An 11,793-nucleotide genomic window follows, 5' to 3' on the forward strand; every position below is an offset into this window, starting at 1 on the left:
GTCGGATCAGTCGGGCCGGGTCTGCCGAATCGCCTGGTTGAAGGGCAGATGGTTGTGCCAGCGCCATTCGGTGACGATCTCGTGGGCCGCGGTGCGGGCGGCATCGTCGGCGTCGGCGAGATGCCAGTCGATGGCGTCGTCGGCGTAGTCGATCCAGGCGATCGGACGGGCCGCGCGAATCGCCTCGAGCGCCTCTCGCACGCCCCACCCCTGGGCGAGCAGCACGGTGAAGGCGCCGGACGGCCCGCGGTTGACCCCGGCGTGGCAGTGCACGAGCAGCTTGGTGTTCGGCTGCGCGAGGGCCTCGGTGGCCCAGTCGGCGAGGGTTTGGAAGTACTCGCCGGGAATGGTCTGCCCGGCGTCTTCGACCGGGTGGTGCAGGTAGGTGATGTCGGGCGCCCGCTCGAATACCAGGTCGGCGTCCGACCACTCGGCGCGCAGATCGGCGACGTGGGTGATGCCCAGGTCCATCAGCTCGGCGATCTGCTGGTGGGCAACCATGCCGTGACTCGACAGACCGCCGCCCACAGCGATTCGGTCGGTGACGAAGTCGGCGTCGGCATGCACGAAGGTGGGCAGATCGGTCATGTGACGACCCTAGGCCAGCGCAGGCCGACCTATTGGTGACGATGCTCGTGGTGGGCCGGGTCGTTGGGGCCGGAGCGGGCGGGACCACCCGCCGTCCGAAACTGTCGCAGCGCGGCAGTAGGGTTGCCCGGTGACTTTGTCGGGACTGGTTGATCTCGTCGCCGCCGACCCCACCATCGCACCGTCCGTCGACGATGCGCGGCGGGGTCTGCTGCGCGCCCTCGACCTGACCGCGCCCGAGGCCCTGCGGCCCGTGCTGGTGGCCGCACTCGCCGCCGGTTCTGGACGCCCCGCACTGCTGATCACCTCCACCTACCGCGAGGCCGAGGCCACCACGGCGGCCCTCGCCTCACTGCTCGGCGACGAGCGGGTCGCCTACTACCCGGCCTGGGAGACGTTGCCCCACGAGCGGCTCAGCCCACGCTCCGACACCGTCGGACGGCGGCTGCAGGTGCTGCGCCGGCTGGCCGGCAACGACGAACTGCCGGCTCCGGACGTGATCGTGGCCCCGGTTCGCTCGGTGCTGCAGCCCCAGGTAAGGGGCCTGGGCGACCTGCTGCCGGTCACGCTGCGGGTGGGGGCCGAGCATGACCTGTCCGACCTGGCCCGGGCCCTGGTCAACGCGGCCTACACGCGCGTCGACCTGGTCGAACGACGCGGCGAGTTCGCCGTGCGCGGCGGTATTCTCGACGTCTTTCCGCCGACCGAAGAGCACCCGGTGCGGGTCGACTTCTTCGGCGACGAGATCGACGAGATCCGCGCGTTCGCCGTGGCCGACCAGCGGTCGTTCGGCGACCCGATCACCGAGGTGGTCGCCTCACCCTGCCGCGAACTGCTGATCACCGACGAGGTCAAGGCCCGCGCGGCCGCCCTGGCCGATGCCACCAGCACCATTCAGGGCAACCTCACCGAGATGCTCGACAAGATCGCGCAGGGTCACGCCGTCGACGGCATGGAGGCCCTGTCGGCAGCCCTGGTCGACGGCCTCGAACTGCTCATCGACGTGGTGCCGGCCAACACCCTGGTGCTGGTCTCCGACCCCGACCGGGTGCGCGCTCGGGCGCACGAACTGGTGCAGACGAGCCAAGAGTTTCTGCAGGCGTCATGGGTCGCGGCGGCCGAGGGCGGCAAGGCGCCCATCGACCTGGCCGCCGGCGCCTACCGAGAGTTGGCCGACGTGCGGCAGCATGCGCTCGGGCGGGGCCAGGCCTGGTGGTCGCTGTCGCCGTGGGCGGCCGCGCCCGAGGCCGTGGCCCCCGTCGACGACTGGGACGACCCCATCGATCTCGGCATCGGCGAGTCCGACCTGGCCGGTGTCGAGTCGCGCACTGTGGCGGCCCGTGAGGGCGAGGTGTTCCGGGGCGACGCCCAAGCCGGGGTCGAGGCCGTCCGAGCCAGCGTCGCGGCCAACTCACGGGTGGTCTTGGTAGCCGACAGCCCCGGCCTGGCCACCCGCATGGGCGAGGTGCTCACCGAGGCGGGGGTGCCGGCCCGCGGCGCACTCGACCTGGCGCAACCGCCCGAGCCGGGCCTCGCCACCATCACGGTCGCCGAACTGCGCCACGGCTTCACCCTGCCCGGGGTCGAGCTGACCCTCTACACGGCGGCCGATCTGGCCGGCCAGCGCGAGGTCGACAAGTCGGCGCGCAAGATGCCCGCCCGGCGCAAGAACACCATCGACCCGCTCGAACTCGAGGCGGGCGACCCGGTGGTGCACGAAACGCACGGGGTTGGCCGCTACGTCGAAATGGTGCAGCGCACCGTTCAAGGCGCCACCCGCGAGTACCTGGTGGTCGAGTACGCGCCCAGCAAACGCGGTCAACCCGGCGACCGGCTGTTCGTGCCGATGGACCAGTTGCACTTGATCACCCGCTACGTCGGCGGCGAGAACCCGACCCTCGACAAGATGGGCGGCGCCGACTGGAACAAGCGCAAGTCGCGCGCCCGCAAGGCCGTCCGTGAAATCGCGGCCGAACTGATCAAGCTGTACGCGGCGCGGCAGGCGTCCCAGGGTTACGCGTTCGGCGCCGACACCCCCTGGCAGCGCGAACTCGAGGACGCCTTCAGCTACGTCGAAACCCCCGACCAGTTGGCCGCGATCACCGAGGTGAAGGCCGACATGCAGCAGGTCATTCCGATGGACCGGCTGATCTGCGGCGACGTCGGCTACGGCAAAACCGAGATCGCCGTGCGGGCCGCGTTCAAGGCTGTGATGGACGGCAAGCAGGTCGCCGTGCTGGTGCCCACCACCCTGCTGGTGCAACAGCATCACGCCACGTTCGCCGATCGCTACGCCGGCTTTCCGGTCACCGTCGCCCCGCTCAGCCGCTTTCAGACCCCGGCCGAGGCGAAGAAGACCGCCGAAGGCATTGCCGACGGCAGCGTCGACGTGGTGGTGGGCACGCATCGCCTGCTCGGCAACGAGGTGCAGTTCAAAGACCTCGGCCTGGTGATCGTCGACGAAGAGCAGCGATTCGGGGTCGAACACAAAGAGGCGCTGAAGAAGCTGCGGCTCAACGTCGACGTGCTGTCGATGAGCGCCACCCCCATTCCGCGCACCCTCGAAATGGCCATCACCGGCATTCGCGAGATGAGCGTCATCGCCACCCCTCCCGAAGAGCGGCACCCGGTGCTCACCTTCGCCGGCCCGTGGGACGAAGCCCAGGTGCGGGCTGCGATCAGGCGCGAACTGGCTCGTGAGGGCCAGGTCTTCTACATTCACAACCGCGTCAACTCGATCGAGAAGACCGCCAAACGGCTGGCCGAACTGGTGCCAGAGGCTCGGGTCGCCGTGGCCCACGGGCAGATGAACGAGCACGCCCTCGAACAGGTGATGGTCGACTTCTGGGAGCGCCGCGCCGACGTGCTGGTCTGCACCACCATCGTCGAGGCCGGTCTCGACATCTCGACCGCCAACACGCTGCTGATCGAGCGGGCCGACCTGCTGGGCCTGTCGCAGTTGCACCAGCTTCGTGGACGGGTCGGGCGTGGCCGTGAGCGCGGCTACGCCTACTTCTTGTACCCGCCCGAGAAGCCGCTCACCGAAACCGCGCACGACCGGCTGGCCACCATGGCAGCGCACACCGACCTGGGGGCCGGCATGGCGATCGCGATGAAAGACCTCGAGATTCGCGGTGCGGGCAACCTGCTGGGCGGGGAACAGTCGGGGCATATCGCCGAGGTGGGCTTCGACCTCTACATCAGGCTGGTGGGCGAGGCGGTGGCCGACTTCCGCGGCGAAGACGTCGAACCCGAGCCCGAGATGAAGATCGAGTTGCCGGTCGAAGCGCACCTACCGGTCGACTACGTCGAATCGGAACGGCTGCGGTTGGAGATGTACAAGCGGCTGGCGCAGGTCAGCGACGAAGTGGGCATCGAGGCCGTCCGTGATGAACTGCACGACCGGTACGGCCCGCTGCCCGAACCGGCCGAGGCGCTGCTCGCGGTGGCCCGGTTCCGCCTGCTGGCGAGGACGAAGGGCATCACCGAGATCATCATGGCCGGCACGTCCGTGCGGTTCAGCCCGGCCGACCTGCCCGATTCGAAGCAGCTGCGGCTCACCCGGCTCTACCCCGGTTCGCAGGTGCGCAAGACCGCCGGGCACGTGCTGATTCCGCGGCCGATGACCCGTCCGATCGCGGGGCAGCCCATCGTCGATCTGCCATTGCTGCAGTGGGCGACCACGGTGCTCGACGACATCTTCTGACGGTTGGTCGGTGTCGGTGTGCCGGCTTAGTCATCCCGGCGCACGCCGGGATCTCGTGCGGACTGACGCGATCTCGTGCGGCCCGGCGAGATCACGGATGCAGATCAGGCGACCGCCGAACGAGCGTCACCGGCTGATCGCCTTCCGTGCGGCGTTTTCAGCAACGCCACACGTTTGTCGGAAACCCGACACGTTGTCGGGCTGCAACACGAGAGTCTGGTCGGCACCATGAGAGCGCGCGCGATTGCCGAGAAGGCTGCACTGCAGGCGCGGGCTGGTTCGTCCGAACCGCGTCGTCCGAACGGTTAGGATCGCTGCGGAACGTATCGAGGGAGCCTGTGATGAAGCGTATGCGTTGGGTGGTGGCCGCCCTGGTGGCCGGCCTGCTGACCCTGGTCGGCTGTTCGACACCCAGCGGCACGGTGGCCGCCACGGTCAACGGCACCGCGATCACCGCCAAGGCGCTCGACACCACAGTCACCGCGGTTGGCCGCGAAGACGCCGCCATTGCCGACCTGAACACCGCCGTGCTGACCATGGCGATTCGTGGCGAGCTGGCCCGCATCATCGCCAAGGAACAGGCCATCGAGATCACCCCTCAGGGCCAGGTCGAGGCGCTCGCCGCCAACACCCAGATCAGCGGCTACGCGAAGTTTCTGGACGATCCCAACGCGGCACCCTTCGCCCGCGACGCCGCCGATCTCTCGCTGGTGCTGAGCAAGGTGGGTGCCGAGGCGTTCATCGCGCGGGCCCAGCAGATTCCCGTCCAGGTGAACCCGCGCTACGGGGCGTGGGCGCTGGACACCCTGTCGATCAACCAGTCCGGCGGCCAGCTCTCGCAGCCCTGGCCCAGCGCGACGCCGTCCGCCTGAGTCCGTGCCGGCCGCACAGCTGCAGCGCCTCGTCGAGGTGATGCACCGGCTGCGCCGCGAATGCCCGTGGGACGCCGAGCAGACCCACGAGTCGCTGGTCGGCTACCTGGTCGAAGAGACCCTCGAGGTGGTCGAAGCCATCGAGCAAGGGTCGGACGACGCCCTGGCCGAAGAGCTCGGCGACCTGCTGTTGCAGGTGGTGTTTCACGCCGAGATCGCGGCCCAGCAGAGCCGGTTCACCCTCGACGACGTGGCGCGTGGCATCGCCGACAAGCTGATCGCGCGGCACCCGTACGTGTTCGCCGACGCCGACGTGCCCGACGACCTGCTCGCATCGTGGGAGCAGCGCAAACGAGCCGAGAAAGGCCGCACCTCAGCCCTCGACGGCATTCCCGACCGCATGTCGGCGCTCACCCGGGCCGGCAAGGTGCTGGCCCGCGCCGGTTCGCACGGGGTGCCGGTGTCGACCGACGCCTCGGCGGCCGACATCGGCGAGCGCATGCTCGCGCTGGTCGTCGAGGCGAACGACCAGGGCATCGACGCCGAACAGGCGACCCGGGCGGCCGTCCGCCGGCTGGAGCAGCGGATTGTGCAGGCGGAGTCGACCGCGGGCTGAGCGATCCGCCCGGTGCGCCGCTTTCGTCCGAAACCTGAGCGCCAGTGAGCGCGATCGGCCGCGACACGCCGTGTGGGTGATCACTGGCGCGCAGATTTCGTAACCCGGCCCCGACACCACGGTGAACGCCGTGCAACCCTTCTGCACCGCAGCGTGGACGAACCCGCAAGCAGGCCTGTCACAACGCACGATGACCGCTAGGGTGAAGACGAAACCGTTTCCACACCACCCGAAAGGCACCGCATCGTGGCAACAATCGAATTCGTCGACGCCCGCGAGATTCTCGACTCGCGCGGCAACCCCACCGTCGAGGTCGAGGTCATTCTCGAAGACGACTCGCACGGACGCGCCGCCGTTCCGTCGGGCGCGTCCACCGGGGCTTTCGAGGCCGCCGAACTGCGTGACGACGACAAGGGCCGCTACGGCGGCAAGGGCGTGCTGAAGGCCGTCGAGAATGTGCAGCAGCAGTTGTCGGCCGAGGTGATCGGCCTCGACGCGTCCGCGCAGCGCTCCGTCGACGACGCCATGATCGAACTCGACGGCACCCCCAACAAGTCCAAGCTGGGCGCCAACGCGATTCTCGGCGTGTCGCTCGCCGTCGCGCACGCGGCCGCCGAGTCGGCCGGACTGCCCCTCTACAAGTACATCGGCGGGCCGACCGCGAACCTGCTGCCGGTACCGATGATGAACATTCTCAACGGCGGCTCGCACGCCGACAGCAACGTCGACATTCAAGAGTTCATGATCGCCCCGATCGGCGCCTCCACCTTCGCCGAGGCCCTCGAGATGGGCGCCGGCGTGTACCACGCGCTCAAGGCGGTGCTGAAGGGCCGTGGTCTGGCCACCGGCCTGGGTGACGAGGGCGGCTTCGCTCCCAACCTCGACAGCAACCGAGAGGCGCTCGACCTGATCGTCGAGGCGATCGGCAACGCGGGCTTCACCCCCGGTACCGACGTGGCGCTCGCGCTCGACGTGGCGGCGTCCGAGTTCTACAACGAAGACGGCACCTACAACTTCGAGGGCAAGTCGACCAGCGCCGACGACATGGTCGCCTATTACGCCGACCTGGTCGCCAACTACCCGCTGGTCTCGATCGAGGATCCGCTGAACGAAGACGACTGGGACGGTTGGACCAAGATGACCGCCGAACTGGGCGGCAAGGTACAGATCGTCGGCGACGACCTGTTCGTCACCAACGTCGAGCGGCTCAAGAAGGGCATCGACACCAAGGCGGCCAACGCGCTGCTGGTCAAGGTGAACCAGATCGGTTCGCTCACCGAGACCATCGACGCGGTCACCATGGCGCACCGGGCCGGGTTCAGCAGCATGATGAGCCACCGTTCGGGCGAGACCGAAGACACCACGATCGCCGACCTGGCCGTCGCCCTGGGCTGCGGTCAGATCAAGTCGGGTGCCCCGGCGCGTACCGAGCGGGTGGCCAAGTACAACCAGCTGCTGCGCATCGAAGAAGACCTCGAAGACGCGGCACGCTACGCCGGAGCGTCCGCCTTCCCCAGGTTCAGCACCAACTGAGCCTAAGCTGATGGGGATGATTGGTCTCCTCTGATGGCTCGCGACAAGCGGCCGCGCACGTCAACAGCCGGCCCGGGACGCACTTCGCGCACCCGGGCCGGCTCGCGTGCGTCCACGCCCAAGTCGGTGAGCACGCCGTCGGCGCAGGCGGTGGACGACGCCCCGAAGACCCGCCGCCGGCTGCCTGCGCTGCCCACCCGGTTCGCGCTCACGCGGCGGGCGTTGGCGGTGTTCAGCGTGCTGGTGATCCTGACCCTGTCGTACGCCAACTCGTTGCGCATCTATCTCGAACAGCAGCGCGACCTCGGCGAGGCGCAGCAGCAGATCGCGCAGCGCACGGCGCAGATCAGCGACTTGCAAGACGAGTTGAACCGCTGGAACGACCCCGCGTTCGTGAAGGCGCAGGCCCGCGACCGGCTCGGCTGGCTGCTGCCGGGTGAGAAGGGCTTCAAGGTGATCGGCCCCGACGGCAAACCGCTCGGTACCGGGGTCGTCCTCGATTCACAGACCGAACTGCCCCCGGGTGAACATTCCGAAATGTGGTTCGACCGGCTCTGGGGTTCGGTGCAAACCGCCGACAACCCCGAACGCGGCGTCGGCCGCTAGGCCGGGGACGGTTCTCCAACCGGTAAGGGGACGGTTCTCCAACCGGTAAGGGGACGGTTCTCCAACCGGTGAGGGGACGGTTCTCCAACCAGTGAGGGCACGGTTCTCCAACGTCTTGAGAACCGTCCCGCAACCGTCTCGCGAACCGTCCCCAAGCAGTCGCGTCGACCGCCGGGCGCCGGGCCGGGCAGAATGAACGGGTGCCCAGCCCGTCCGTGATCGACCAGATCGACCTCGCCACCATCGAGCAGCAACTCGGACGCCTGCCCCGCGGCCTGGTGCGGGTTGCCTGGCGGTGCGCCGACGGTCACCCGGGTGTGGTGGTCACCGAACCGCGCCTACCCGACGGCACCCCGTTTCCGACGCTCTACTACCTCACGTGCCCCCTGGCCGTCGCCGGCGCCTCGACCCTTGAAGCACAAGGGGTGATGACCGAGATGACGGCCCGTCTGGCCGACGACGAGCCCTTGGCCGAGCAGTACCGTCAGGCACACGAGTCCTATCTGGCCGAGCGGCGGGCGCTGGGTGTGGTGCCCGAGATCGACCACGTGAGCGCCGGCGGCATGCCCACGCGGGTCAAGTGCCTGCACGTGCTGGTGGCCCACGCGCTGGCCGCGGGCCCGGGGGTCAACCCCCTCGGCGACGAGGCCGTCGCCAAGTTGCGCGATTTTCCGTTCGGCCAATGTCTGGGGGAGCGATGAGGGTTGCGGCGATCGACTGTGGAACCAACTCGGTGCGGCTGCTGGTCGCCGAAGCCGGGGACGAGGGTCGGCTGGTCGACCTCGACCGCCGGCTGATTCTCACCCGGCTCGGCCAGGGTGTGGACGCCACCGGCCGGTTTCACCCCGACGCCCTGGCCCGCACCTTGGACGCCTTCGCCGAGTACGCCGATGTGATCGCCCAGTTGGGCGTCGACCGCGTGCGCCTGGTCGCCACCTCGGCGGCGCGGGACGCGTCCAACCGGGACGAGTTCTTCGCCGGAGCCCGCGAGCGGCTCGGCGTCGAAGCCGCGATCATCAGCGGCGACGAAGAGGCCCGGCTCTCATTCACCGGAGCGCTCACCGCACTGCCCGACGTTGCCGCACCGGTGCTGGTGATCGACATCGGCGGCGGTTCGACCGAACTGATCGTGGGCAGCGGGGGAGCGGCGCCGCACATCGACCACGGGCTCTCGCTCGACATCGGCAGTGTCCGCGTGCGCGAGCGATTCTTGGCCGGCGATCCGCCCACCACCGAACAGGTCAACGCGGCGTCTGCCTACATCGACTCCCTTCTCGACGGCTCGGGCGTCGACTTCGACAGCATCGCCACCTGGATCGGCGTCGGCGGCACGGCCACCTCGCTGTCGGCGCTCAACCAGCGGTTGCCCGCCTACGACCGGACGAAGGTACACGGGTCGTCCATGAGTCGAGTCGAGCTGCACGCGCTCACCCACGACCTGCTGACCTCGACCGTCGAGCAGGTGAAGGCCCTGCCGTCCATGCACCCCAAGCGTGCGGACGTGATCTGCGCCGGCGCCCTTATCGCCGCTCGAATCGGCGCCCGCATGCCGGTCGACCTGACGATCAGCGAGTCCGACATTCTGGACGGCATCGCCTTGGGTCTGCTGCACGGCTGACCACCCGTAGACTTCTCGGCACGTGCCCCCGTAGCCCAATCGGCAGAGGCAGGCGGCTTAAACCCGCCCTAGTGCGGGTTCGATTCCCGCCGGGGGCACACAGAGTAGGTGCGTCGCTGCGGTCAATCCCATGGCGCCCCGCTCGGGACGACATGCTGCCGGGCCGCACTCCAACGTCCAAGGGCATCGTGAGAGCCGGCTGGATGCCCGCCGAGGGACGGCGCGTTCAAGGCAGTGCCCACGACACCCGGGACGGCTCAGGGTGCGGAAGCTTTCAGCCGCTTTACGCGTTCCCTACTATGGATATGAAATCCACAAGGAGGACGAGAAACACTATGCGCAGCTCCAACCCCGTACTTTCGAGGCCGGACGCTTTCACACCGCAACAGCAGCCCGCCCAGGGCGGGTTCCAGCAGCCCTACGGCTACCAGCAGCCCGGCCAGCAGTTCCCGCAACAGGGCTACCAGCAGCCCGGTCAGTACGCGCCGCAGCAGCCGGTTCAGACCGGTGGCGTGATGACCATCGACGACGTGATCACCAAGTCGGCGATCACGCTCGGCACCGTCATCGGCGTTGCCGCTCTGACCTTCATGTTCATGCCGGCCCGATTCTTGATGGCAGGCATGATCATCAGCGCGATCGCGGGCTTCGTGACCGTCATGGTCGTGGCGGCCCGCCGGGTGATCAACCCCGGTGCCGTGCTGGTGTACGCCGCAGTCGAGGGCATCTTCATCGGCGCGGTCAGCAAGCTGTATGAGTCGTTGTGGAACGGCATCGTTCCGGCCGCCGTGCTCGCCACCGTCGTGGCTTCGGCCGCCACACTCGGGGCGTACAAGTTCTTCCGCATTCGGGTGACCAACAAGTTCCGCAAGATGGTCATGATCGGCACGCTGGCCTACGCGGGTGTGCTGCTGGTGAACTTCGTGCTGTCGCTGTTCGGCATCAACTTCCTGTTCGGGCACGGCAACATGGCGTTGCTGCTGCTCATCTCGGCGCTGGGCGTCGGGTTGGCGGTGTTCAACCTGATTCTCGACTTCGACTACATCGAACAGGGCATCGCGATGCAGGCGCCCGCGTCCGAGTCGTGGCGTGCGGCCTTCGGCCTCACCGTCACGCTGGTGTGGCTCTACATCGAGATGCTGCGACTGCTGTCGTACTTCCGCTCCAACTGATCAACGCAAGCCGAGCCCGCGAACCTTCGGGTTCGCGGCGCTTTGCTGTGCTGGGGCGGATGGACGGGATTGCGGCCGTCGGGGACGGTTCCCCAACAAGTGAGGGGACGGTTCTTTGACTGGTTGGAGAACCGTCCCCCAACCGCGCGGATCTTCGCAAATATCCTTGTCGGCGGGCTATCAGCGAAATGGGAGAGCGGTTGGAGAACCGTCCCCTGACTGGTTGGAGAACCGTCCCCTGACTGGTTGGAGAACCGTCCCCTGACTGGTTGGAGAACCGTCCCCGAACTAGCCGGTGGCCCAACGCCGTCGGTAGCCCAACTCCATCGCCAGGCGTACCAGATGCCGGTCGAGCAGGGCCCGGGTGCCTGCCGCCCAGTGCATGCGCTGCCAGGCGTGCAGCGGCACCCAGCGGGTGGACGCCGTTGTGCCGCCCACGTCGTGCACCACCGGATCGGTCGGCGCGGGGCAGGTCGCGGCGTAGATGATGCGGACGGCGTGAAAGTCCTCGATCACGCCGGCGGGGGAGCGTCCGATCCAGTGATCGGTTTGAATGTCGAGCAGGTGCGCGATCTCGATGTGTTGCCCGGTCTCTTCGACGGCCTCACGAATCACCGCCTGGCTGGGGTTCTCGCCGGCGTCGATGCCGCCGCCCGGCAGCCCCCACGAGCCCGGCACGGCCGTGCGCTCAGAGAACTCGGTGGCCAGCAGCCCCCGATCGCTCAGCACGATCGAGTAGGCGGCCAGCCGCTGCCGCACCAGTGGCGTGCCGATCTCTTCCTCGGTGAGGTCGGGGTCGAGCGCCCGCCGCCGCTGCGAACCGCGCTCGGTCACGGGGCGTCCATGCGCCGACACCTGCACGGTGAGGGTCAGGTCGTCGCCCATACCGGTCGCCGACAGTGGCCGGACGATGCGGTACCCCAGTTCCCACGCCAGACGGTGCGGGTCGGTGCCGTGCACGAGCGGCCGGACGAAGACGCCCGGCCCTCCCGCGACGACGACGCCGACGATCTGCATCTGCCCATGATGGCCGAGGGGTGTAAGCGTTCCAAACCGACTCCCCGGCCGTCCCTGTGGTGCGT

General features: G+C 68.5%; 10 protein-coding genes and 1 tRNA gene. 9 read left to right on the forward strand and 2 right to left on the reverse strand.

Annotation, left to right across the window (positions count from 1 at the left end; all coding sequences use genetic code 11):
• Positions 1-6: 6 nt before the first annotated feature.
• Positions 7-588, reverse strand: a complete 582-nt coding sequence (locus MPLG2_RS17900) for a protein-tyrosine phosphatase family protein (RefSeq protein ID WP_105187325.1) — start codon at positions 586-588, stop codon at positions 7-9.
• 130 nt (positions 589-718) lie between these two features.
• Between MPLG2_RS17900 and mfd the strand changes: the two genes are divergently transcribed.
• The 9 genes from mfd to MPLG2_RS17945 all read left to right on the forward strand — a co-directional run bounded on the left by mfd (position 719) and on the right by MPLG2_RS17945 (position 10,711).
• Positions 719-4,294: a transcription-repair coupling factor gene (mfd, locus tag MPLG2_RS17905; protein ID WP_105187326.1), complete on the forward strand. Its 3,576-nt coding sequence runs from the start codon at positions 719-721 to the stop codon at positions 4,292-4,294.
• A 341-nt stretch (positions 4,295-4,635) separates the two neighbouring features.
• Positions 4,636-5,166 carry a hypothetical protein gene (locus tag MPLG2_RS17910; protein ID WP_158681326.1) on the forward strand — a complete coding sequence of 177 codons (531 nt, stop codon included), beginning with the start codon at positions 4,636-4,638 and terminating at the stop codon, positions 5,164-5,166.
• A gap of 4 nt (positions 5,167-5,170) precedes the next feature.
• Positions 5,171-5,782 (forward strand): MazG family protein, encoded by a 612-nt coding sequence (locus MPLG2_RS17915; RefSeq protein ID WP_408632044.1) that lies wholly within the window; start codon positions 5,171-5,173, stop codon positions 5,780-5,782.
• Between the two features lie 246 nt (positions 5,783-6,028).
• Positions 6,029-7,315 (forward strand): phosphopyruvate hydratase, encoded by a 1,287-nt coding sequence (gene eno / locus MPLG2_RS17920; protein WP_105187328.1) that lies wholly within the window; start codon positions 6,029-6,031, stop codon positions 7,313-7,315.
• A 33-nt stretch (positions 7,316-7,348) separates the two neighbouring features.
• Positions 7,349-7,921: an FtsB family cell division protein gene (locus MPLG2_RS17925; RefSeq protein WP_105187329.1), complete on the forward strand. Its 573-nt coding sequence runs from the start codon at positions 7,349-7,351 to the stop codon at positions 7,919-7,921.
• A gap of 200 nt (positions 7,922-8,121) precedes the next feature.
• The gene (locus MPLG2_RS17930) at positions 8,122-8,622 is read left to right on the forward strand and encodes a DUF501 domain-containing protein (protein ID WP_231935717.1); all 501 of its coding nucleotides are present in this window, start codon (positions 8,122-8,124) and stop codon (positions 8,620-8,622) included.
• Positions 8,619-9,539, forward strand: coding sequence for a Ppx/GppA phosphatase family protein (locus MPLG2_RS17935; protein ID WP_231935718.1), 921 nt, complete (start codon positions 8,619-8,621; stop codon positions 9,537-9,539). Before MPLG2_RS17930 ends, MPLG2_RS17935 begins: the two co-directional genes overlap by 4 nt.
• Positions 9,540-9,563: 24 nt before the next feature.
• A tRNA-Leu gene (locus MPLG2_RS17940) sits at positions 9,564-9,637 on the forward strand.
• Positions 9,638-9,874: 237 nt separating this feature from the next.
• On the forward strand, positions 9,875-10,711 hold the full coding sequence (locus MPLG2_RS17945; RefSeq protein WP_105187331.1) for a Bax inhibitor-1/YccA family protein: 837 nt from the start codon (positions 9,875-9,877) through the stop codon (positions 10,709-10,711).
• Positions 10,712-10,999: 288 nt separating this feature from the next.
• Here the strand turns inward: MPLG2_RS17945 and MPLG2_RS17950 are convergent, their stop codons facing one another.
• Positions 11,000-11,728 (reverse strand): NUDIX hydrolase, encoded by a 729-nt coding sequence (locus MPLG2_RS17950; protein WP_231935719.1) that lies wholly within the window; start codon positions 11,726-11,728, stop codon positions 11,000-11,002.
• Positions 11,729-11,793 lie beyond the last annotated feature (65 nt).

Source organism: Micropruina glycogenica (assembly GCF_900289045.1).
GTDB lineage: Bacteria > Actinomycetota > Actinomycetes > Propionibacteriales > Propionibacteriaceae > Micropruina > Micropruina glycogenica.

Coding starts and splice junctions, on each gene's coding strand:
- MPLG2_RS17900 (WP_105187325.1), bottom strand. CDS start 588: ATGACCGATCTGCCCACCTTCGTGCATGCCGACGCCGACTTCGTCACC.
- MPLG2_RS17910 (WP_158681326.1), top strand. CDS start 4,636: ATGAAGCGTATGCGTTGGGTGGTGGCCGCCCTGGTGGCCGGCCTGCTG.
- MPLG2_RS17925 (WP_105187329.1), top strand. CDS start 7,349: ATGGCTCGCGACAAGCGGCCGCGCACGTCAACAGCCGGCCCGGGACGC.
- MPLG2_RS17935 (WP_231935718.1), top strand. CDS start 8,619: ATGAGGGTTGCGGCGATCGACTGTGGAACCAACTCGGTGCGGCTGCTG.
- MPLG2_RS17945 (WP_105187331.1), top strand. CDS start 9,875: ATGCGCAGCTCCAACCCCGTACTTTCGAGGCCGGACGCTTTCACACCG.
- MPLG2_RS17950 (WP_231935719.1), bottom strand. CDS start 11,728: ATGCAGATCGTCGGCGTCGTCGTCGCGGGAGGGCCGGGCGTCTTCGTC.